Consider the following 22,836-nt stretch of genomic DNA (forward strand, 5'->3'; position numbering starts at 1 on the left):
GGCGAGTCTCACAACGACGGCATAGGTGCCATCGATGTGCCATCGGAGATGAGATTGTGCCGCGCGAAATTTGAGACCCCGCAGTCGGACCGGGTCAGATCTGGGCCATGTCCACAAAGCGCGAGTAGTGGCCCTGGAAGGCGACGGTGATCGTCGCTGTCGGGCCGTTACGGTGCTTGCCCACGATGATGTCCGCCTCGCCCGCCCGCGGCGACTCCTTCTCGTAGGCGTCCTCGCGATGCAGCAGGATCACCATGTCGGCGTCCTGCTCGATGGAGCCGGACTCACGCAGGTCGGACACCATGGGTTTCTTGTCCGTGCGCTGCTCGGGACCACGGTTGAGCTGCGAGAGCGCGATCACCGGGACCTCCAGCTCCTTGGCCAGGAGCTTGAGGTTCCGGGACATGTCCGAGACCTCCTGCTGACGGCTCTCGGAGCGCTTGGAACCACCGGACTGCATCAGCTGCAGATAGTCGATGATCACGAGCTTGATGTCGTTGCGCTGCTTCAGCCGCCGGCACTTCGCGCGGATCTCCATCATCGACAGGTTCGGGGAGTCGTCGATGTAGAGCGGCGCGGAGGAGACCTCGGGCATCCGGCGCGCCAGGCGCGTCCAGTCCTCGTCCGTCATCGTGCCCGAGCGCATGTGGTGCAGGGCCACGCGCGCCTCGGCCGACAGCAGACGCATCGCGATTTCGTTGCGCCCCATTTCGAGGGAGAAGATGACGCTGGCCAGGTTGTGCTTGATCGATGCCGCGCGGGCGAAGTCCAGCGCGAGCGTGGACTTACCCATGGCGGGACGGGCCGCGATGACGATCATCTGACCCGGGTGCAGACCGTTGGTCAGCGAGTCGAGGTCGGTGAAGCCGGTGGGCACACCGGTCATCTCGCCGCTGCGCGAGCCGATCGCCTCGATCTCGTCGAGGGCGCCTTCCATGATGTCGCCGAGCGGGAGGTAGTCCTCGCTGGTGCGCTGCTCGGTGACCGCGTAGATCTCGGCCTGGGCGCGGTTGACGATCTCGTCGACGTCGTCCTCGGCCGCGTATCCCATCTGCGTGATACGGGTGCCGGCCTCGACCAGACGGCGCAGGACCGCGCGCTCGTGGACGATTTCCGCGTAGTACTCGGCGTTGGCCGCCGTCGGCACGGTCTGGACGAGGGTGTGCAGATACGACGCCCCGCCGACCTTGTTGATCTCGCCGCGCTTGGTGAGTTCCGCGGCGATGGTGATGGGGTCGGCCGGCTCACCCTTCGCGTAGACGTCGAGGATCGCCTGGTAGATCGTCTCGTGCGCGGGCTTGTAGAAGTCGTGGCCCTTGAGGATCTCGACGACGTCGGCGATGGCGTCCTTGGACAGCAGCATGCCGCCCAGGACGGACTGCTCGGCGTCCAGGTCCTGCGGCGGCACCCGTTCGAAGGAGGAGCCCCCGCCGTCCCAGCCACCGCTGTCTCTGCCCCGGTCGTGCTGTTCGTCACGACCCCGGCCGCCGTCGCTTCGGCGACGGGAGGCGGGCAGACGATCGCTGGGTCCGCTGTCGGCCCACGGATCGTCCAAGGGCTCGGAAATGCTCACCGAGCCACCTCCTCCCGTCCGCACGGCGGACCTCGCCGTGCCCTCTGTTGTACGGCACGACACTGACAAATGAGAGGCCCAACTCCGGTTCTGGCGCGTCGGTTTTGTGACGTTTCCCGGGCCGAGGGAAGGAGCAGGCGCCGGACAACGGTAGGCCTGTCGGCACCGTCAGCCAATCTGGTTATCCACAGGTCATGTGGACGACGGCCCCGATGCTGTGGAGAACCCACCGAAACCTGTGCACGACCCGGTGGACAGCCCTGTGAACAAGCCCTCGATCTCGCCGAGCGCACCGCTTTGACGTGCACCTTTACCGTCCACCGGCTGTGCAGAAGAAAAACTTCCCCAGTCGGGCCAAGATCGCCTCGAACGGTGCGCGCATGTGCACGGGTCGGGACAAGTGGTAAGGGACACAAGTCCTTTGCATCTCTTACCTGTGGACGATTAGATTAGTGCTCATGACACAGGCTCCAGCGCTCCCCCAGGCCACCCGACGCCGGCACGACCGAGAGATCATCGCGCTGGCCGTCCCGGCCTTCGGTGCGCTGGTCGCCGAGCCCCTGTTCGTCATGGTGGACAGCGCGATCGTCGGCCACCTCGGCACCGCCCAACTCGCCGGTCTGGGCGTGGCCTCGGCCCTCCTCATGACCGCCGTGAGCGTCTTCGTCTTCCTGGCCTACGCCACCACGGCCGCCGTGGCTCGCCGCGTCGGTGCCGGTGATCTCCGGGCGGCCATCCGCCAGGGCATGGACGGCATCTGGCTCGCGCTGCTGCTCGGTGTGGCGGTCATCGCCCTTGTCCTTCCTCTGGGTCGGAGCATCGTGGACGTCTTCGGCGCCTCCGCCACCGCGGCCCCCTACGCCACGACGTACCTGCGCATCTCCGCCGTCGGCATCCCTGCCATGCTGATCGTCCTCGCCGCCACCGGTGTGCTGCGTGGCCTCCACGACACCAAGACCCCGTTGTATGTCGCCGTCGGGGGCTTCATCGCCAACGCCGGACTCAACGCGGGACTCGTCTACGGAGCGGGACTCAGCATCGCAGGATCCGCTTGGGGCACCGTCATCGCACAGTGCGGCATGGCAGCGGTCTATCTGACCGTGGTCGTGCGTGGGGCCCGCCGGCACGGAGCCTCCCTGCGCCCGGACGCCGCCGGCATCCGGGCCTCGGCCCAGGCCGGAGTGCCCCTGCTGGTCCGCACGCTGTCCCTGCGGGCGATCCTCATGATCGCCACGGCCGTTGCCGCACGCCTCGGTGACGCCGACATCGCCGCCCACCAGATCATCCTGTCCCTGTGGAGCCTGCTGGCCTTCGCCCTCGACGCGATCGCGATCGCCGGGCAGGCCATCATCGGCCGCTACCTCGGCGCGAACGACGCCCAGGGCGCCCGCGAGGCCTGCCGCCGCATGGTCCGGTGGGGCATCACCACCGGTGTCGTACTCGGCGTACTCGTGGTGGCCGCGCGGCCGCTGTTCCTGCCGCTGTTCACCAGCGACTCCGTGGTCAAGGGAGCGGCATTGCCCGCGCTGCTGCTGGTTGCGCTCTCCCAGCCCGTCTGCGGGATCGTCTTCGTCCTGGACGGTGTCCTGATGGGCGCCGGCGATGGACCGTACCTCGCCTGGGCCATGGTGCTGACCTTGGCAGTGTTCGCCCCGGTGGGCCTACTCGTCCCCACGCTGGGCGGCGGCCTCACCGCACTCTGGGCGGCCATGACGCTCATGATGACGGTCAGGATGCTGACCCTCTGGCTGCGCGCCCGGTCGGGCCGCTGGATCGTGACGGGTGCGACGCGCTGACCGTTTCAGACGCACTGACCGTTTCACGTGAAACATGAGCGCGCTGTAGCCACCCACGGCATGGGAAAGGGGCCGCACCCCGTCAAGGATGCGGCCCCTTTCACCGGCTCAAGCGAGCACAGCGATCACGCGGCGATCAGGCCGCGACGACCTCGATGTTGACCTTGGCGGCAACCTCGGGGTGCAGACGCACGGACGTCTCGTGGGCGCCCAGGGTCTTGATCGGAGCGGACAGCTCGATGCGGCGCTTGTCGACCTCGGGGCCACCGGAAGCCTTGATCGCGGAAGCGATGTCGGCCGGGGTGACGGAACCGAAGAGTCGACCGGCGTCGCCGGAGCGGACGGCCAGGCGGACCTTGACACCTTCGAGCTGGGCCTTCACAGCGTTGGCCTGCTCGATGGTCTGGATCTCGTGGATCTTGCGGGCGCGGCGGATCTGCGCCACGTCCTGCTCGCCACCCTTGGTCCAGCGGATAGCGAACTTCCGCGGGATGAGGTAGTTGCGAGCGTAACCGTCCTTGACGTCGACGACGTCGCCGGCGGCACCGAGGCCGGAGACCTCGTGGGTGAGGATGATCTTCATGTGTCGGTCACCCTTCCCTTATCGCGCGGTGGACGTGTAGGGCAGCAGCGCCATCTCACGGCTGTTCTTGACGGCCGTGGCGACGTCACGCTGGTGCTGCGTGCAGTTGCCGGTCACGCGGCGGGCACGGATCTTGCCGCGGTCGGAAATGAACTTCCGCAGCATGTTCGTGTCCTTGTAGTCCACGTACGTGACCTTGTCCTTGCAGAAAGCGCAGACCTTCTTCTTCGGCTTGCGCACAGGCGGCTTCGCCATGGTGTTTCTCCTGTGTGATCAAGAAGTTTGGGTACGACCCGCCCTCGGTCCGAAGACCTAGAAGGGGGGCTCGTCCGAGTAGCCGCCACCGCCGCCGGAGCCGCCGCCCCAGCCGCCGCCACCCTGGTTGCCACCGGCGGGAGCGCCGGTCGCCCACGGGTCGTCGGCAGGAGCGCCGCCCTGCTGGCCGCCGCCGGAGCCGCCGCCCCAGCCGCCGCCCTGCTGGCCGCCACCGCCGCCATAACCGCCCTGGCCACCGCGAGCGCCACCGGCGGTCTTGGTGACCTTGGCCGTGGCGTTGCGCAGGCTGGCGCCGACTTCCTCGACGTCCAGCTCGTAGACCGTGCGCTTGACGCCCTCACGGTCCTCGTAGGACCGCTGCTTCAGCCGGCCCTGCACGATGACGCGCATGCCTCGCTGGAGCGACTCGGCGACGTTCTCCGCCGCCTGACGCCAGACCGAGCAGGTCAGGAAGAGGCTCTCGCCGTCCTTCCACTCGTTCGTCTGGCGGTCGAAGGTGCGGGGAGTGGACGCGACGCGGAACTTCGCGACCGCCGCACCGGACGGGGTGAAGCGCAGCTCGGGGTCATCGACAAGATTGCCGACGACCGTGATGACGGTCTCGCCTGCCATGGGGGAACCTCTCGGCGGGTTTGCTGCTGGCTGCTTGCTGCTACTCGAATTCCGAGATCAGCTGAGCGGGAGAGCTCAGTGGGTCTCGGGGCGGAGGACCTTGGTCCGGAGGACCGACTCGTTCAGGTTCATCTGGCGGTCGAGCTCCTTCACGACCGCAGGCTCGGCCTGCAGGTCGATGACCGAGTAGATGCCCTCGGGCTTCTTCTTGATCTCGTACGCGAGACGACGACGGCCCCAGGTGTCGACCTTCTCCACCTTGCCGTTGCCCTCACGGACGACGGAGAGGAAGTTCTCGATCAGGGGGGCGACAGCGCGCTCCTCCAGATCGGGGTCGAGGATGACCATCACCTCGTAGTGACGCATGTGGAACCCACCTCCTTTGGACTCAGCGGCCACGGTCGTTCCGTGGCAGGAGGGTTGTGATGCGTACGCAACGGTATCGGCCGCCACTGACAATCGGGGGTTCCCGCGGGATCCCCCGCAGTGGCCTGGGCAGAACCGGTGCAGACGTTACAGGCTACCCGCAACGCGCTTCCGGTTGAAATCCGGCGGCGGGGGCCCTTCAATCTGTACACATCGGGTGTGTATGGCGCTACAGTGCGCCGCGATCCGCAGGAGGTGCCTCATGACTCAGGCATTGCGACCCAACACCGCCGGATCCCTGTTCGCCACCGACGGAAAGATCCGTCCACTCCAGGACACCTTGATGGCGGTGACGCTGGTCCTGGGCCTGGTCTCCTTCATCACGTCCTTCTTCCACGGCCTGCACCTGCTCACGTCCTGGACCGGCCTGCTCGGCATCCTCATCGGCGCGTACGGACAGTGGATCTCGGAGACCACGCGTGAGCGGACCGGTCTGATCCTGGGTCTCGGTGCCTCCGGAGTCGGCTTCCTGATCGGCATGGCACACGGCGGGCTGTTCGGCGGGCTCATCGGCGGCTGATCCTCCCGACCGTCGGTCCGACGCCCTCCCGGACTCCGTAGAGACGCCCCGGTGGCCCCAAGCCGGGGCGAAGGTGTCGTACGCCCCAGTCGGGGCGCTCGCAAGGCGCAGTAGGCTTCGGCGCGAGAGCCGGAGCCCCTGTACCCATGGGGACACACCAGCCCGAGGAGCGCCCCGACATGAGCCTGACCCTGAGGACCATCAGCCGCGAGCAACATCTGGCCTATATCCAGAGCCTGCCGGCGGCTAGCCACATGCAGGTCCCGGCCTGGGCCGATGTGAAGGCAGAGTGGCGCTCGGAGAACCTCGGCTGGTTCGACGAGCGCACCGGCGAGATGGTCGGTGCGGGCCTGGTCCTCTACCGCCAGCTGCCCAAGATCAAGCGCTACCTCGCCTACCTCCCCGAAGGTCCGGTCATCAACTGGTTCGCGCCGAATCTGGACGACTGGATCCAGCCGATGCTGGCGCACCTCAAGCAGCAGGGTGCCTTCTCCGTGAAGATGGGCCCGCCGGTGATCATCCGCCGCTGGAACGCGGAGACCATCAAGAAGGGCATCCAGGACCAGGACGTCAAGCGCCTGCGCGACATGGAGGCCGACTTCATCGAGCCGCGCGCCTTCGAGGTGGCCGACAAGCTGCGCCGCATGGGCTGGCAGCAGGGCGAGGACGGCGGCGCCGGCTTCGGCGACGTACAGCCCCGCTATGTCTTCCAGGTGCCGCTGGCCAACCGCTCCCTGGAAGAGGTCCACAAGAACTTCAACCAGCTGTGGCGCCGCAACATCAAGAAGGCCGAGAAGGCCGGCGTCGAGGTCGTCCAGGGCGGCTACCAGGACCTGGCCGAGTGGCAGCGGCTGTACGAGATCACGGCCGTACGCGACCACTTCCGGCCCCGCCCGCTGTCGTACTTCCAGCGCATGTGGACGGCCCTCAACACCGAGGACCCCAACCGCATGCGGCTGTACTTCGCCCGCCACAACGGCGTGAACCTGTCCGCCGCGACCATGCTGATCGTCGGCGGCCACGTCTGGTACTCCTACGGCGCCTCCGACAACATCGGCCGTGAGGTCCGGCCCTCCAACGCGATGCAGTGGCGGATGCTGCGCGACGCCTACGCGCTCGGCGGCACCGTCTACGACCTGCGCGGGATCTCCGACTCGCTGGACGAAACGGATCACCTCTTCGGCCTGATCCAGTTCAAGGTCGGCACCGGTGGCCAGGCCGCCGAGTACCTGGGCGAGTGGGACTTCCCGCTGAACAAGCTGCTCCACAAGGCGCTCGACATCTACATGTCGCGCCGCTGAGCCCCGGGCATTTGATTCCATAGCCTTCGCAGCTCTCACACCTCTGACACACCGCAGCCCACGAGAAAGGTTCCGGGTCCGGCCATGGCGCTCACGCTCTACGTCGACACCGCGCGCTGGCGGGCGCACCACAAGCACGTGCACGAGCAGTTCCCGGGCCTCGTCCCGGTCTGCAAGGGCAACGGCTACGGCTTCGGGCACGACCGGCTGGCGGAGGAGGCCACGCGCCTGGGCGCGGACGTCCTCGCCGTCGGCACCACGTACGAGGCCGCGCGCATAAAGGACTTCTTCAGCGGTGACCTGCTGGTGCTGACGCCGTACCGGCGCGGTGAGGAACCCGTCCCGCTGCCGGACCGCGTGATCCGCTCGGTGTCGTCCATCGACGGTGTGTACGGCCTCGTGGGCGCCCGTGTCGTCATCGAGGTGATGTCCTCGATGAAGCGGCACGGCATCAGCGAGCAGGACCTGCCGCAGCTGCACGCCGCCATCGAGAACGTCCGGCTGGAGGGCTTCGCCATCCATCTGCCGCTGGACCGCACCGACGGCTCGGACGCCGTCGAGGAGGTCATCGGCTGGATGGACCGGCTGCGCGCGGCCCGGCTGCCGCTGCACACCATGTTCGTCAGCCACCTCAAGGCCGAGGAACTCGTCCGGCTCCAGCAGCAGTTCCCGCAGACCCGGTTCCGCGCCCGCATCGGCACCCGGCTGTGGCTGGGGGACCACGAGGCCACCGAGTACCGCGGCGCCGTCCTGGACGTCACACGTGTGGCGAAGGGCGACCGCTTCGGCTACCGGCAGCAGAAGGCGGCCTCGGACGGCTTCCTGGTGGTCGTGGCGGGCGGTACGTCGCACGGGGTGGGCCTGGAGGCCCCGAAGGCCCTGCACGGCGTCATGCCGCGCGCCAAGGGCGTCGCACGGGCCGGCCTCGCCACGGTCAACCGGAACCTTTCTCCGTTCGTCTGGGGCGGCAAGCAGCGCTGGTTCGCCGAGCCGCCGCACATGCAGGTGTCGATCCTGTTCGTCCCCTCCGACGCTCCCGAGCCGAAGGTCGGTGACGAGCTGGTGGCCCATCTGCGGCACACCACCACGCAGTTCGACCGGATCGTCGACCGCTAGGCCGGACCACCGAAGCGAAAGGGCCGTACACGAGGCGCTCGTGTACGGCCTTCTTCATGCCCGCCTTCATGCCCGCCGAAGGGCCACCGAGGGCCCACCCAGGCGGTGTTCGCTCAGAGCGAACGGTCCTCGCGAGGCGGTGGCATCGGCCTGCCCCAGTCGACCTGAGGCGCATCGAAGTGGGCGGCGTGCCGCGGGGGATGGGCCGCCGCGCCCAGGACGAAGACGTCCTCCGCGCCGTCGAGGACCCCGCCCGAGGGATCGTCGTCGCCGGAGCGGCGCACCACGTCCCGCTCGGGCATGAGGATGTCACGTACGACGACGGCGCACAGGTACAGGGTGCCCAGCAGGTGCACCGCGATCGCCCAGTGGTAGCCCTGCGTCGGCAGACCCTTGTGGGCATCCCCGCTGGTCGTGTAGGCGAGGTACATCCAGATGCCCAGGAAGTACGCCACCTCGCACGCCTGCCAGATCAGGAAGTCCCGCCACTTGGGCCGGGCGAGGACCGCCAGCGGCACCAGCCAGAGGACGTACTGCGGGGAGTAGACCTTGTTGGTGAGGATGAAGGCCGCCACCATCAGGAAGACGAGCTGGGCGAAGCGCGGCCGGCGCGGGGCGGTGAACGTCAGTGCCGCGATACCGAGGAAGCACAGCACCACCAGTCCGGTGGCGGTGGTGTTCACGAAGTCGGTGGTAGGTGGGTGGCTGGTGTTCTGGGCCCAGATCAGCCAGAAGGAGCCGAAGTCGACGCCCCGCTCCTGGCTGAACCTGTAGAACTTCGACCAGCCCTGGAAGGCGAAGATCATCACCGGCAGGTTCACGACGAGCCAGGCGACGACGGCTCCGGCCACAGCCTGGAAGAACTCCCGCCACTTGCCGGCCCGCCAGCACAGGACGAGCAGCGGGCCGAGCAGAAAGACCGGATAGAGCTTGGCGGCCGTGGCAAGCCCCAGGAGGACTCCGAAGGCGACGGCGCGGCCCCGTGACCACATCAGCATCGCGGCGGCCGTCAGGGCCACTGCGAGCAGGTCCCAGTTGATGGTGGCCGTGAGGGCGGCGGCAGGCGCCAGAGCGACCAGCAGGCCGTCCCAAGGGCGACGGTGGTGGGTGCGGGTCACACAGACCGCGATGACGGCCGCACAGACCATCAGCATCCCGGCGTTGGCGAACCAGTACCACTGCTCCTGGTGCTGGATGCTGCCGCTGCCGGGCGTGAGCCAGGCGGCCACCTCCATGAACACGCCGGTCAGCACCGGGTATTCGAGGTAGTCCATGTCACCCGGGAGCTTGTCGAAGTACGGCACCAGCCCGTCGGCGAAACCACGCCCCTGGTAGAGGTGAGGGATGTCCGAGTAGCAGGCGTGCGTGTACTGCGAGCTGGCGCCGAAGAACCAGCCGCTGTGGTAGCAGGGCGCCTTCTGGACGAGGCCGAGCGCGAACATGCCGATCGCGACGATCGTGATGACCCGCAGGGGTGTCCACCAGGACGTCCCGAGCAGGGCACGGCGCCCGATGGGGCCCCCGATCAGCTCACTTCCGGCCGCGGCGACCTCGTCCTCCCTGGTCGGCCGCACCGGTTCCGCACCGGCGGGTCGCACAGGCTCCGGCTCGTGCATGCTCGCGGGCGTCATCTCTGCACTGGGCATGGGCCACATCCTGCCGTACCTGGCTAGGAATACGCCGAGGGCCGCCGCACCTCGTGGGTGCGGCGGCCCTCGTTTCACGTGAAACACCCGTGGCGGACGATGTGGCCGCCAACCGGTCAGACTGCCTGGCTAGCCGTTCTGACCTGCGAAGATGCCTCCGTTTCCGTTACCTCTGCTGTTGCCGGTGCCGGTGGTGTCGGTGACTGTCGGCGTGGGAGTCGTGCCTCCGTCCGTGCCACCGTTCCCGTTCCCGCCGTTGCTGCCGTTGCAGTTGTTGCCCCAGCCGAACTGGCAGGAATCGCTCGGCGACGGAGACGGGGACGTGGCCGTGTCGCTCGGCGTCGGGCTCGGTGAGTCGCTGGGCGTCTCGCTCGGCGTGATGGTGGCCGACGGGGTCGGGGAAGGCGCCCCCGCCTCGTCCTGGATCTCGCCGATCTTCTCGGCCTCCGGGAAGCCGAGGTCGTTCTGGTTCTTCAGCGCGGCCTTCATGTACTCGGTCCACACCAGCGTCGGGATGTCACCACCGTGGATGGAGTCCTTGCCCGCCGTGCCGTTCATGGAGAGCAGCTCGTGGTCCTTGGGGTTCTCCCGGAACATCGCCACGGAGGTCGACAGCTGCTGGGTGTAGCCGACGAACCAGGCCGACTTGTTCTTGTCGGTGGTACCGGTCTTGCCCGCCGCCGTACGACCCAGGGCCTTGGCGTTCGTTCCCGTACCGTTCTGGATGACGTTCTCCAGGACGTCGGTGACGTTGTTGGCGATCTTCGCTTCCATGGCCTGCTTGACCTTGGGCTTGTGGAAGCCCTCCTGGTCCTCGCCGTCCTTCTTCACGGCCGTCACCGAGTACGGATCCACCTGCTTGCCGGACGCCGCGAAGGTCGCGTAGGCATCAGCCATGCGGATCGCGCTCGGAGTGGACGTACCGATGGCGAACGACGGGTTGAGGTCCTGGGACATGCTCTGGTCGAGGATGCCGGCCGATCGGGCCACGTCCCGGACCTTCGACATGCCGACATCGACGCCCAGCTGCACGAAGGGCGTGTTGATGGACTGCTCCATCGCCTTGCGCAGGGTGATGTAGCCCCACTTGTGAGGGCTCTCGTTGTTCTGGAAGAAGGTCGAGTTGTCCTTGTTGAGGTAGTACGACCCGTCCGGCCTCATGACCTTGAGATGGTCGTTGCCGTTGTACTTGCTCAGCGGCGAGACCGGCGTGCCGGGACGTTTGAACGTGCCGTACTCCATGGCCGCGGCCAGCACGAACGGCTTCCAGGTCGAACCGACGGGGACACCCGAGGTGTCGGCGTTGTTGGTGAAGTGGCCGTTCTCGTAGCCGTCACCGCCGTAGAGAGCGACGATCGCTCCGTCGTTCGGCTTCACGGACGCCGCGCCGAACTGGACGTACTTGTCCAGGCTGCGGTGCTTCGGGTCGAGGCGGTCCTTCTGGACCTTCTTCACGGCCGCGCTCAGCGCGTTGACCTTGTCCTTCTTGAAGGTCGTGTAGATCTGGTAGCCGCCCCTGTCGAAGTCCGCCTCCGTGATGTCGGAGTGGGCGAGGACGTACTTCTTGGCCGTGTCGACGAGGTAGCTGATCTGGCCGGTCATGCCCTTGGTCGCCTTGCGGCCCTGGGGCGTGGGGTACTTACTGAGGGCCGTCTTGTATTCGGCGTCGGAGAGGTGCTTGTCCTTGTGCATCTCGCCGAGGATCCAGGCCCAGCGCTCCTGCGAACGCCTGGTGTTGGCTGCCTGCGTCGCCGACTTGTCGAGGTCGGGGTTGCCCGCCGGGTCGTAGTACGTCGCGCCCTTCAACAGAGCCGCGAGGACGGCGCACTCGCTGGGTGTGAGCTTGACCGCGTCCTTGCCGTAGTAGGTCTGGGCGGCGGCCTGGATGCCATAGGCACCGCGGCCGTAGTACGAGGTGTTCAGATAGCCCTGGAGGATCTGCGGCTTCGAGAGCTTGGCACCCACCTTTATGGAGATGAACATCTCGCGGAACTTGCGGGTGACGGTCTGGTCCTGGCTGAGGTACGTGTTCTTGACGAACTGCTGGGTGATGGTCGAACCACCCTGCGTCTGACCGCCTCGCGCCATGTTGGCCAGGGCTCGGGCGATACCCATGGGGTCGACACCCGAGTCCTGGTAGAAGCTCTTGTTCTCCGCCGAGATCACGGCCCACTGCATGGCCTCGGGGATCTTGTCGATGGTGACGTTCTGACGGTTCACGCCGGTGCCCGTTGCCACCATCTGAGTCTTGTCGGCCCAGTAGTAGACGTTGTTCTGCGACTGTGCGGCGATGTTCTCGCTGGGGATCTGCACCATCGCGAACCCGATACCCACGGCGGCGACCAGGCAGCCGACGAAGCCGATGAACAGTCCCGAGACAAGCTTCCAGGACGGCACCCAGCGCTGCCAGCCGTACTTGCCCGCCCGGGGGTAGTCGATGAACCGCTTCTTGCCGGGTGCTGTCGCCGCGCGGCCTCTGCCGCGCCCAGGGCCGGTCCCGCCGGGACCGCCGCGCCGGCCGCCCGGACCTGCGTTGTCGGCGGCGCGGCGTCGGCCGCCGGCTCTCTGCGCCGCCCGGCGGGCCTCGGCACGGCCGCCGTAGGGACGCTCTTCACCTCCCGAGCCGTACGAGTCCGACCCATGGGAACTGGAACCATAGGAGTCGGCAGAAGACCCGGTGGCGCCTCGCGGTGCCGCACGGCGGCCGGAGGACGAGCCGGACTGGCCGCGTCGGGCCGCGGCACGTCCGCCTCCCTGCGGCTGCGGCGGTTTGCGACGGTGCTCGCTCATCGAACGATTACTCCTCGGGCAGGCGCACCCGTGCGCGCCTGGAAACGGCGGCTGGTTTCCGGTCCCCCCGAAGTACGGATGTGGTCGGTTCCGCATTCACCCGTACTGCACCGGGGACGAGGACGCCCCCCGGCGTCACGTGGTTCCCGGTGGTGTGCATGCCGCACAGACTACGCACCGCCAAAACCCTCCGAGGCCCGAAGTTCACCCCAAAACAGGCAACTCGCCTCCTACGAATCGGTGATGTGATCCCGTTCACCGTCTTCCCTCTTGTCGCATACGGAAGGCCGTTCTATCGTCGTGATGTATCGAGTCGATACATCAGCGCGAGATAAGACGTGGCGGACCGAGAGGAGGCGCTCATGAGCCGGCGTTCCGGCATCCTCGAGTTCGCCGTACTCGGGCTGCTGCGCGAGTCCCCGATGCACGGCTATGAGCTGCGCAAACGACTCAACACGTCGCTGGGTGTGTTCCGGGCGTTCAGCTACGGGACCCTGTACCCCTGTCTCAAGACGCTGGTCGCCAACGGCTGGTTGATCGAGGAACCGGGCAGCAGCACCCATGAGGACGCCCTCGCCGCTCCCCTCGCCGGACGCCGCGCGAAGATCGTGTACCGGTTGACGGCAGAAGGTAAGGAGCACTTCGAGGAGCTTCTTTCACAGACCGGTCCCGACGCGTACGAGGACGAGCACTTCGCCGCACGGTTCGCCTTCTTCGGGCAGACCTCGCGCGATGTGCGCATGCGCGTGCTGGAGGGCCGGCGCAGCCGCCTGGAGGAGCGCCTTGAGAAGATGCGCGCTTCTCTGGCGCGCACCCGGGAGCGCCTCGACGACTACACGCTTGAGCTCCAGCGCCACGGGATGGAGTCCGTGGAGCGCGAAGTGCGCTGGCTGAACGAGCTCATCGAGAGCGAGCGGGCCGGGCGGGACCTGAAGGGTTCCGTATCCGGGGGGTCCGCTCAGCAGGACACCACACATGGATCGACGGGCGGCCTGCCCCGGCCCGGGAAGACCTCCCGGCCGGATACGCCCGACGACACCGCCACGTGAGTCCCACTCAGGGCCTCACTCGTACACACAGGGAGCAACCGGAATGGGTTCGGTTCGCGTAGCCATCGTCGGCGTGGGCAACTGCGCCGCGTCGCTGGTGCAGGGAGTCGAGTACTACAAGGACGCCGACCCGGCGTCGAAGGTCCCCGGCCTGATGCACGTGCAGTTCGGCGACTACCACGTCGGTGACGTCGAGTTCGTCGCTGCCTTCGACGTCGACGCCAAGAAGGTCGGCCTCGACCTCGCGGACGCGATCGGCGCCTCCGAGAACAACACCATCAAGATCGCGGACGTTCCGACCACCGGCGTCACGGTCCAGCGCGGCCACACCCTCGACGGCCTCGGCAAGTACTACCGCCTCACCATCGAGGAGTCCGCCGAGGAGCCGGTCGACGTCGTCCAGGTCCTCAAGGACAAGCAGGTCGACGTGCTCGTCTGCTACCTGCCCGTCGGCTCCGAGGACGCGGCGAAGTTCTACGCCCAGTGCGCCATCGACGCCAAGGTCGCCTTCGTCAACGCCCTCCCGGTCTTCATCGCCGGCACCAAGGAGTGGGCGGACAAGTTCACCGAGGCGGGCGTCCCGATCGTCGGTGACGACATCAAGTCCCAGGTCGGCGCCACCATCACGCACCGCGTCATGGCGAAGCTGTTCGAGGACCGTGGCGTGCGCCTGGAGCGCACGATGCAGCTGAACGTCGGCGGCAACATGGACTTCAAGAACATGCTCGAGCGTGACCGCCTCGAGTCCAAGAAGATCTCCAAGACGCAGGCCGTCACCTCCCAGATCCCCGACCGGGACCTCGGTGACAAGAACGTCCACATCGGCCCGTCCGACTACGTCGCCTGGCTGGACGACCGCAAGTGGGCGTACGTCCGCCTCGAGGGCCGCGCCTTCGGCGACGTCCCGCTGAACCTGGAGTACAAGCTCGAGGTCTGGGACTCCCCGAACTCCGCCGGCATCATCATCGACGCCCTGCGCGCCGCGAAGATCGCCAAGGACCGCGGCATCGGCGGCCCGATCCTGTCGGCGTCCTCGTACTTCATGAAGTCCCCGCCGGTCCAGTACTTCGACGACGAGGCCCGCGAGAACGTCGAGAAGTTCATCCGCGGCGAGGTCGAGCGCTGAGTCCGTCGCTCGTCTGAGAACGCTCCTGCCAGGGCTGTGAGGGTCCCCGGGTTTCCACACCCGGGGACCCTCTCGCATGTGTGAGGCTGTGCCCTATGCCCGTCGTTCGCGACCTGCGCGTCCTGCTCCGCTTCCGGAACTTCCGGCGCCTGCTCGCCGTACGCCTGCTCTCCCAGGGCGCCGACGGTGTCTATCAGGTCGCACTTGCCGCGTACGTCGTCTTCTCCCCGGAGAAACAGGCCTCGGCCACGGCCATCGCCTCGGCGATGGCGGTCCTGCTGCTGCCCTACTCACTGGTCGGCCCTTTCGCCGGCGTCCTGCTGGACCGGTGGCGGCGCCGACAGGTTTTCGTCTACGGCAACCTGCTGCGCGCGCTGCTGGCGGCGGCCACCGCCGTGCTGATGGTCAGCCATGTGCCGGACTGGCTGTTCTATGTCTCCGCGCTGTGCGTCACGGCCGTCAACCGCTTCGTCCTCGCCGGCCTGTCCGCCTCTTTGCCGCGCGTGGTCGACGCCGAGCGCCTGGTGATCGCCAACTCGCTGTCCCCGACGGCCGGCACGCTCGCAGCGACTGCCGGCGGCAGCCTCGCCTTCGTCGTACGCCTCGTGGCATCGGGCTCCGATGCCGCAGTGGTCCTGCTCGGCGCCTTCCTCTATCTGTGCGCCGCTCTGACCTCGCTGACCATGCCTCCTGCGCTCCTCGGCCCCGACCGGACGCTTGCCCGCCCCTATCTGGGGACCGCACTCGCCGAGACGGCACGCGATCTCCTTGCCGCCGTCCGGCATCTGGTCGAGCCCCGGCGCCGGGAAGCGGCCTGGGCGCTCGTCGCGATGACGCTGATGCGCTTCTGTTACGGCGCGCTCCTCGTTCTGCTGCTCATGCTGTGCCGGTACGCCCTCTCCTCGACCCCCGACGAAGGGCTCCGCCTGCTCGGGCTCGCGCTGGCGGTGTCCGGCGCGGGCTTCTTCGCGGCCGCCGTGGTGACACCGGGGGCAGCGGGGCGCCTCGGACCCGGTCGCTGGATCGTGGTCTGCTCCGGCGCGGCCGCGGTTCTGGAACCCGCACTCGGCCTGCCGTTCGCCACCGGCCCGCTGCTCGTCGCGACCTTCATCCTGGGTCTGATCACCCAGGGTGCCAAGATCTCCACGGACACGATCGTCCAGTCGTCGGTCGAGGACGGCTTCCGCGGCCGGATCTTCTCCGTGTACGACGTCCTCTTCAACGTCGCTTTCGTGGGTGCTGCCGGAGTGGCCTCCGTGATGCTGCCACCGGACGGCCGGTCAGTGGTCCTGGTCGTGTTCGTTGCCCTGATCTATGCCGGGGTCGCTGCGGCGATGGCTCGGTTCGGACAACACCGGGACAGCAACGGGGGCGATGTTTCACGTGAAACATCGCCCCCTCGATAAGACCCCGGGTCATGTTTCACGTGAAACACAACCTCGCCGACGGCCTCAGCCCTGCTCGGCCCACCACTCCTTGAGAGCCGCCACCGCAGCGTCGTGCTCCATCGGGCCGTTCTCCAGGCGCAGCTCCAGCATGTGCTTGTACGCCTTGCCCACGACGGGGCCGGGACCGACGCCCAGGATCTCCATGATCTGGTTGCCGTCGAGGTCCGGACGGATCGCGTCCAGCTCCTCCTGCTCCTGGAGCTGGGCGATGCGCTCCTCCAGGCCGTCGTAGGCCCGCGACAGCGCGGCCGCCTTCCGCTTGTTCCGCGTGGTGCAGTCGGAGCGGGTCAGCTTGTGCAGGCGGTCCAGGAGCGGACCCCCGTCACGGACGTAGCGGCGTACCGCGGAGTCCGTCCACTCGCCTGTGCCGTAGCCGTGGAAGCGCAGGTGGAGTTCGACCAGACGTGAGACGTCCTTCACCAGATCGTTCGAGTACTTCAGGGCGGTCATGCGCTTCTTGGTCATCTTCGCGCCGACCACCTCGTGGTGATGGAACGAGACCCGGCCGTCCGACTCGAAGCGGCGCGTGCGCGGCTTGCCGATGTCGTGCAGCAGCGCCGCCAGACGCAGCGTGAGGTCGGGACCGTCCTCCTCCAGCGCGATCGCCTGCTCCAGCACGATCAGCGTGTGCTCGTACACGTCCTTGTGCCGATGGTGCTCGTCACTCTCCAGACGCAGGGCCGGCAGCTCGGGCAGGACGTGGTCGGCAAGGCCGGTGTCGACGAGCAGGGCCAGGCCCTTGCGCGGGCAGGCGGAGAGGATCAGCTTGTTCAGCTCGTCCCGGACCCGCTCGGCGGAGACGATCTCGATCCGCCCGGCCATGTCCGTCATCGCGGTGACGACCTCGGGGGCGACCTCGAAGTCCAGCTGGGCGGCGAACCGGGCGGCCCGCATCATCCGCAGCGGATCGTCCGAGAACGACTCCTCAGGCGTGCCGGGGGTGCGCAGCACCTGGGACGCGAGGTCGTCGAGACCCCCGTGCGGGTCGATGAACTCCTTCTCCGGCAGCGCCACGGCCATCGCGTTGACCGTGAAGTCTCGGCGGACCAGGTCCTCCTCGATGGAGTCGCCGTACGACACCTCGGGCTTGCGCGAGGTGCGGTCGTACGCCTCCGACCGGTAGGTGGTGATCTCGATCTGAAAGCGCCAATCCGTGTCTCCGACACGGGCGTCCTTCTGCGCGCCGACGGTGCCGAAGGCGATCCCGACCTCCCAGACGGCGTCCGCCCACGGCCGCACGATCTTCAGTACGTCCTCGGGGCGCGCGTCCGTGGTGAAGTCCAGGTCGTTCCCGAGCCGGCCGAGCAGCGCGTCGCGGACCGAGCCTCCCACGAGGGCGAGCGAGAAGCCGGCCTCCTGGAAACGGCGGGCGAGGTCGTCGGCGACGGGGGCCACCCGTAGCAGCTCGCTCACAGCGCGTTGCTGCGCCTGGCTCAGGGCAGAGGGATTGTCATCGTGGGAGTTCGGCACAACAGAAGAGGGTACGTGGCCCCGGCGCCCCCGGGCGCCCCGATTAGACGGCAGGGACTCCTCCCGGCATACGTGCACAAGGGCTGCGGTTACGGCGTACCTCTGCTCTCCCCTCGATACTGGATATAGGGGACGTGGCGCCGCTCTCCCCCGATCTTGTGGAGCGGACCGCGGCACTTCCCCTCAGCGCGCCTCGTTACCATGCGTGGACGCACATTCCGACGACCACTGACGACGACGAGGGACGGACGAGCGCGTGGCCGAGGCGGCTCACTTCCAGGGGACCAGTGCCTCACCTGCCCGCCGCTGGATGCGGCGCACCGGAGCACTGCTCGCCGGGGCGCCCCTGCTGGCGGGACTCCTCCAGCTGCACGCCGCGGGGCCGGCCCAGGCCGCCTCCTCGGACAGCGTCTCGGTCTCCTTGGACACGCTCAGCCCGAGCGCCCCCACGGACGGGGACACGCTGACCGTGTCGGGCACGGTGACCAACAACGGCAAGCAGGCCGTCACCGGCGCCCACGTGGGCCTGCGGGTGGGTCCCCTGCTGAACACGCGCTCGGCGATCGACGGCATCTCCCGGCACTCCGACGACATCCCGAGCGGCACCGGCAGCGAGGTCGGCGGAAAGTACGAGCAGAAGTTCTCGAAGCTCGCTCCGGGCGTCGCCGAGCACTTCAGCATCTCGGTCCCGGTGGACAAGCTGGACCTCGGCGAGGACGGTGTCTACGAGTTCGGGGTCTCCCTCTCCGGCCAGACCTCCGCACAGCCCTATGAGCAGATGCTCGGCATCCAGCGGACGTTCCTGCCGTGGCAGCCCTCCGAGGCCGACACGAAGACGAAGACGACGTTCCTGTGGCCGCTGATCTCCTCGGTCCACATGACGGCCAGGACGGGCGCAGGCGAGCTGCAGACGCCGGTCTTCCTCAACGACGACCTGGCCAAGGAGATCGCCCCGGGCGGTCGGCTGGACCAGATGCTGGAGCTGGGCAAGGACCTGGACGTCACCTGGGTGATCGACCCGGACCTGCTGGCGTCGGTGGACGCGATGGCAGGCAACTACCGGATCCAGGGCGACGGCGCCACCACCACGGCCGGCACCCACCAGGCGGTCGCCAAGCAGTGGCTGGCCAACCTGCAGAAGGCCGTGGTGGGCAAGGAGGTCGTCGCGCTGCCCTTCGCCGACCCGGACCTCGCCTCCCTCGCGCACAACGGCACCCGCGTCACCGGCTCCCTCAGCCACCTCAAGGACGCCACCGACGTCGCCGGCACCACCGTGAAGACCGTGCTCCACGTCACGCCGACCACCGACTTCGCCTGGCCCGTGGAAGGCGCCGTCGACCCGTCGATCATGAAGGTCGCCACGTCCGCCGGTGCCGACCGCGTGATCGCCCGCAGCGACAGCCTCCAGGAGACCGCCGGGCTGACCTACACCCCCTCGGCCGCCCGCCCGGTCGGCGGAGGTACGACCGCGGTGGTGGCCGACGCACGGCTGTCCACGGCCTTCGAGGGCGATCTGACCAAGGCGGATTCGGCGACGCTCTCGGTGCAGGAGTTCCTGGCCCAGAGCCTGGAAGTGAACGCGCAGACGGACGAGCAGCGCAGCATCGTCGTCGCCCCGCAGCGGATGCCGTCGGCGAGCCAGGCGCAGGCGATGGCGGCGGCGGTGCAGGCGCTCCAGGGCGGGAACTGGTCCCAGTCGCAGAACCTCACCGCGGCGGCCAAGGCCAAGCCCGACGCGAGCGCCACCACGCGCATCCCCTCCACGTCCGTCTACCCCTCCTCGCTGCGCAAGCAGGAACCGCCGAGGACGGCCTTCGAGCAGATCGCGCGCACGCAGGACAAGCTCGACAACTTCAAGGTGATCCTCAGCGACCAGTCCCGCGTGGTCACCCCGTTCGGGCGGGCCATAAACCGTGAGATGTCCACCTCGTGGCGAGGCCGCAGCACGGAGGCGGACAGCTTCCGGGGCGATGTGGAGAACTGGCTCGACGACCTCGCCGAACAGGTCAAGCTGATCGACAAGTCCGAGACCAAGCTCTCCGGACGCAGCGCCACCATCCCGGTGACCGTCCAGAACAACCTCGTCCAGCCCGTGAGCCACCTGGTCCTGCGGCTCACCTCGACGCAGCCGACCCGGCTGAAGATCGGCGGCCAGGCCTACTACGAGCAGCCCGTCGACGTCTCCGGCGGCCACAGCCAGTCCGTGAAGTTCACCACCTCGGCCAACGCCAACGGCCGGGTCACGGTCATCGCCCAGATGTACACCGAGGACGGCCAGGAGTACGGCGACCCGGTCAGCTTCGATGTGAAGGTCACCGAGGTCACGCCCACCGTCATGCTGGTCATCGGCGGCGGTGTGCTCCTCCTGGTCCTCGCCGGCTTCCGGATGTACACCCAGCGCAAGCGCGCGGCCGCCCGTCAGGCCGACGACAACGGCCCCGACGGTGCGGGGGAGGACCCCGACGACGAACCGGGGAACCCCGGCGCCCCCGGCGATCGTCTCCCGGAGGAGTCGGACGCCCGTTCGGGGGCAGACGACCGGGAGCAGCCGAGTGACCCTGCGCCGGACACCGCACCGGAAAGCGCCGACCCGTCCGGGACGGGTGAGAGAGTGGACCGTTGAGCGATGTCGTGGCCGGTGTGGCCCGGGACGATGAGGTGGGGTAACCATGAACGCGCCGTACGACGGTGACCGCGGCCAGGGCGCCGCCGGCTCGGGCTACCCCGAGCCGCCGCCCGAGCCCGGCCAGGTGCCCCCGCAGCCCCCAGCGGACATGTACCTCCAGGACGCCTACGACCAGGACCCCTACCGGGCGCAGGACCTCGCCGCCCAGGACCCGGTCGCCGAGGCGCTCTACGACCGTGCCGCGCACCCGCCGCCGCCCCCGGGCTCGTACGAGCCGCAGCAGCCGCTGTACGCCACGCCGGCCCAGTCGCCCTACGCCCCGGACCCGCGCGTGTGGGCCCAGACCCCGGCGCCGGAGCCGGAGAGCGCGAGCCCCTACCTGCCGTACGGCGACAACCCCCGCACGACCCAGTTCGTGGGCGTCGACGACCTGGTCACGCACTCCGGCGAGGAGTACCACGAGCCGGACGCCTTCGCTCACCTCTTCCGGGACCAGCAGCAGGGCGCCGGCCCCGCGCCGATGGACCCGCCGGTCCCCGGCCCGGCTGCCGCGCAGGGCGCCGGGCAGGGCCCTTCGGCTCCCTACCCGGGGCCGCCGCACGCCCAGAGCCCGCAGTACGCGAACCAGCACGTCGAGCCCCCCTACCAGTCCGGTCCCCCTGCCGCCGGAAACCCGGTCCAGCCGCCCGTGCCGGCACCGGCCGCGGCGCCCGAGCCCGCCGGTCCGGCTCAGGCCTCCGCTCCGGCCGCTCCGGCCGCTCCCGCCGCGAAGAAGGGCGGACGCGCGTCCGGGCTGCTGAAGTCCAGCGCCGTCATGGCGGCGGGCACGATGGTCTCCCGGCTCACCGGATTCATCCGCTCCGCGCTGATCGCCGCCGCGCTGGGTCTCGGCTTCCTCGCCGACTCGTTCCAGGTGGCGTACCAGCTGCCGACGATGATCTACATCCTCACCGTCGGCGGCGGCCTCAACTCCGTCTTCGTGCCCCAGCTGGTGCGCTCCATGAAGGAGGACGAGGACGGCGGCGAGGCCTTCGCCAACCGGCTGCTGACCCTCGTGATGGTGGCCCTGGCCGCACTGACCGGTCTCGCGATGTTCGCGGCGCCACTCCTGGTCCGGATGCTGTCGAACCCGATCGCGACCAACCCGGCGGCCAACGACGTGGCGGTCACCTTCACCCGCTACTTCCTGCCCTCGATCTTCTTCATGGGCATCCACGTGGTGATGGGCCAGATCCTCAACGCGCGCGGCAAGTTCGGCGCGATGATGTGGACCCCGGTCCTGAACAACATCGTCATCATCGTGACGCTCGGCATGTTCATCTGGGTCTACGGCACCGCCGCGAACTCCCACATGACCGTCACCAGCATCCCGCCGGAGGGCCAGCGGCTGCTCGGCGTCGGTGTGCTGCTCGGTCTGGTCGTGCAGGCCCTCGCCATGATCCCGTACCTGCGCGAGACCGGCTTCCGGATCAGACTGCGCTTCGACTGGAAGGGCCACGGCCTGGGCAAGGCCGCGATGCTCGCCAAGTGGACGGTTCTGTTCGTCCTCGCCAACCAGGCCGGCGCGATGATCGTGACCCAGCTGTCCACCGCGGCCGGCAAGGACTCCGGCATCGCGGGCACCGGCTTCGCCGCCTACGCCAATGCGCAGCTGATCTGGGGGCTGCCGCAGGCCATCATCACGGTGTCCCTGATGGCCGCACTGCTGCCGCGCATCTCCCGCTCGGCCGCCGAGGGTGACGGCGGCGCCGTCCGCGACGACATCTCCCAGGGCCTGCGGACGACCGCGGTCGCCATCGTCCCCATCTCCTTCGGCTTCGTCGCCCTCGGCATCCCGATGTGCACGCTGATCTTCGGCTCCGCGTCCACCAACGCGGCCGTCAACACCGGTTACATGCTGATGGCCTTCGGCCTCGGCCTGATCCCGTACTCCGTGCAGTACGTCGTCCTGCGGGCCTTCTACGCCTACGAGGACACCCGCACGCCCTTCTACAACACCGTGATCGTGGCGGCGGTCAACGCGGGCGCCTCCGTGCTCTGCTACTTCGCACTGCCGTCCCGCTGGGCGGTGGCGGGCATGGCGGCCGTGTACGGCCTCGCCTACGCGATCGGTGTGGGCGTCGCCTGGCAGCGGCTGCGCAAGCGGCTCGGCGGCGACCTGGACGGCAGCCGGGTGCTGCGCACCTATGCGCGGCTCGGCATCGCCTCGGTGCCGGCGGCCCTGCTCAGCGGCGCGGCCTGTTACGGCGTCGGGCACACCCTCGGACAGGGCGTCGTCGGCTCCCTCGCCGCGCTGCTCGTCGGCAGCGCCGTGCTGCTCGGTGTCTTCTTCGTGGCGGCTCGCCGGATGCGGATCGAGGAACTGAACTCTCTCGTGGGAATGGTGCGCGGGCGACTGGGTCGCTGAGGCGGGGGTAGGCGCACAACCTTCGTCCGCTGCTGTGTGTCGTGCATAGCGGCAGACTGTGGGCACAATTG

The 22,836-nt window shown here is 68.4% G+C and carries 17 protein-coding genes; 9 read left to right on the top strand and 8 right to left on the bottom strand.

The window, feature by feature from the left end; translation table 11 throughout:
• Positions 1–94 precede the first annotated feature (94 nt).
• Entirely contained in the window at positions 95–1,573 is a 1,479-nt protein-coding gene (dnaB, locus tag ACZ5DS_RS27705) for a replicative DNA helicase (protein WP_468243508.1), read from the bottom strand.
• A 458-nt stretch (positions 1,574–2,031) separates the two neighbouring features.
• On the opposite strand from dnaB, the gene ACZ5DS_RS27710 reads away from it, so the two are divergent.
• Positions 2,032–3,369, top strand: coding sequence for an MATE family efflux transporter (locus ACZ5DS_RS27710; protein ID WP_468243511.1), 1,338 nt, complete (start codon positions 2,032–2,034; stop codon positions 3,367–3,369).
• A gap of 136 nt (positions 3,370–3,505) precedes the next feature.
• Here the strand turns inward: ACZ5DS_RS27710 and rplI are convergent, their stop codons facing one another.
• The 4 genes from rplI to rpsF form a co-directional block, all read right to left on the bottom strand.
• Complete coding sequence (gene rplI / locus ACZ5DS_RS27715; protein ID WP_392073901.1) at positions 3,506–3,952, bottom strand: 50S ribosomal protein L9; 447 nt, start codon at positions 3,950–3,952, stop codon at positions 3,506–3,508.
• A gap of 18 nt (positions 3,953–3,970) precedes the next feature.
• Positions 3,971–4,207, bottom strand: coding sequence for a 30S ribosomal protein S18 (rpsR, locus tag ACZ5DS_RS27720; protein ID WP_003949403.1), 237 nt, complete (start codon positions 4,205–4,207; stop codon positions 3,971–3,973).
• 57 nt (positions 4,208–4,264) lie between these two features.
• The gene (locus ACZ5DS_RS27725) at positions 4,265–4,840 is read right to left on the bottom strand and encodes a single-stranded DNA-binding protein (RefSeq protein WP_468243513.1); all 576 of its coding nucleotides are present in this window, start codon (positions 4,838–4,840) and stop codon (positions 4,265–4,267) included.
• Between the two features lie 75 nt (positions 4,841–4,915).
• Positions 4,916–5,206 carry a 30S ribosomal protein S6 gene (gene rpsF, locus ACZ5DS_RS27730; RefSeq protein WP_003956532.1) on the bottom strand — a complete coding sequence of 97 codons (291 nt, stop codon included), beginning with the start codon at positions 5,204–5,206 and terminating at the stop codon, positions 4,916–4,918.
• Between the two features lie 262 nt (positions 5,207–5,468).
• Here rpsF and ACZ5DS_RS27735 point away from each other — a divergent pair, with 262 nt between their 5' ends.
• From ACZ5DS_RS27735 to ACZ5DS_RS27745, 3 genes are all read left to right on the top strand, one after another.
• Positions 5,469–5,786 (top strand): hypothetical protein, encoded by a 318-nt coding sequence (locus ACZ5DS_RS27735; protein WP_468243517.1) that lies wholly within the window; start codon positions 5,469–5,471, stop codon positions 5,784–5,786.
• Between the two features lie 179 nt (positions 5,787–5,965).
• Positions 5,966–7,087, top strand: coding sequence for a peptidoglycan bridge formation glycyltransferase FemX (femX, locus tag ACZ5DS_RS27740; protein WP_116149792.1), 1,122 nt, complete (start codon positions 5,966–5,968; stop codon positions 7,085–7,087).
• Between the two features lie 84 nt (positions 7,088–7,171).
• Positions 7,172–8,203: an alanine racemase gene (locus ACZ5DS_RS27745; protein ID WP_468243519.1), complete on the top strand. Its 1,032-nt coding sequence runs from the start codon at positions 7,172–7,174 to the stop codon at positions 8,201–8,203.
• Positions 8,204–8,316: 113 nt separating this feature from the next.
• On the opposite strand, the gene ACZ5DS_RS27750 is transcribed toward ACZ5DS_RS27745, so the two are convergent.
• Positions 8,317–9,849: a glycosyltransferase family 87 protein gene (locus ACZ5DS_RS27750; RefSeq protein WP_468243521.1), complete on the bottom strand. Its 1,533-nt coding sequence runs from the start codon at positions 9,847–9,849 to the stop codon at positions 8,317–8,319.
• A 129-nt stretch (positions 9,850–9,978) separates the two neighbouring features.
• Complete coding sequence (locus ACZ5DS_RS27755) at positions 9,979–12,639, bottom strand: transglycosylase domain-containing protein (protein WP_468243523.1); 2,661 nt, start codon at positions 12,637–12,639, stop codon at positions 9,979–9,981.
• Between the two features lie 362 nt (positions 12,640–13,001).
• On the opposite strand from ACZ5DS_RS27755, the gene ACZ5DS_RS27760 reads away from it, so the two are divergent.
• The 3 genes from ACZ5DS_RS27760 to ACZ5DS_RS27770 all read left to right on the top strand — a co-directional run bounded on the left by ACZ5DS_RS27760 (position 13,002) and on the right by ACZ5DS_RS27770 (position 16,220).
• A complete protein-coding gene (locus ACZ5DS_RS27760; RefSeq protein WP_468243525.1) occupies positions 13,002–13,688 on the top strand; it encodes a PadR family transcriptional regulator in 687 nt (228 codons plus the stop codon).
• 43 nt (positions 13,689–13,731) lie between these two features.
• A complete protein-coding gene (locus tag ACZ5DS_RS27765) occupies positions 13,732–14,814 on the top strand; it encodes an inositol-3-phosphate synthase (RefSeq protein ID WP_468243527.1) in 1,083 nt (360 codons plus the stop codon).
• A gap of 95 nt (positions 14,815–14,909) precedes the next feature.
• The gene (locus tag ACZ5DS_RS27770) at positions 14,910–16,220 is read left to right on the top strand and encodes an MFS transporter (RefSeq protein WP_468243529.1); all 1,311 of its coding nucleotides are present in this window, start codon (positions 14,910–14,912) and stop codon (positions 16,218–16,220) included.
• A gap of 45 nt (positions 16,221–16,265) precedes the next feature.
• On the opposite strand, the gene ACZ5DS_RS27775 is transcribed toward ACZ5DS_RS27770, so the two are convergent.
• Positions 16,266–17,732, bottom strand: a complete 1,467-nt coding sequence (locus tag ACZ5DS_RS27775) for a CCA tRNA nucleotidyltransferase (RefSeq protein ID WP_468243531.1) — start codon at positions 17,730–17,732, stop codon at positions 16,266–16,268.
• 256 nt (positions 17,733–17,988) lie between these two features.
• On the opposite strand from ACZ5DS_RS27775, the gene ACZ5DS_RS27780 reads away from it, so the two are divergent.
• Both ACZ5DS_RS27780 and murJ read left to right on the top strand, forming a co-directional pair.
• Positions 17,989–20,355: a DUF6049 family protein gene (locus tag ACZ5DS_RS27780; protein WP_468243533.1), complete on the top strand. Its 2,367-nt coding sequence runs from the start codon at positions 17,989–17,991 to the stop codon at positions 20,353–20,355.
• A gap of 46 nt (positions 20,356–20,401) precedes the next feature.
• The gene (murJ, locus tag ACZ5DS_RS27785) at positions 20,402–22,765 is read left to right on the top strand and encodes a murein biosynthesis integral membrane protein MurJ (RefSeq protein ID WP_468243535.1); all 2,364 of its coding nucleotides are present in this window, start codon (positions 20,402–20,404) and stop codon (positions 22,763–22,765) included.
• Positions 22,766–22,836: the final 71 nt, after the last annotated feature.

The organism is Streptomyces sp. NPDC031100 (assembly GCF_055570785.1).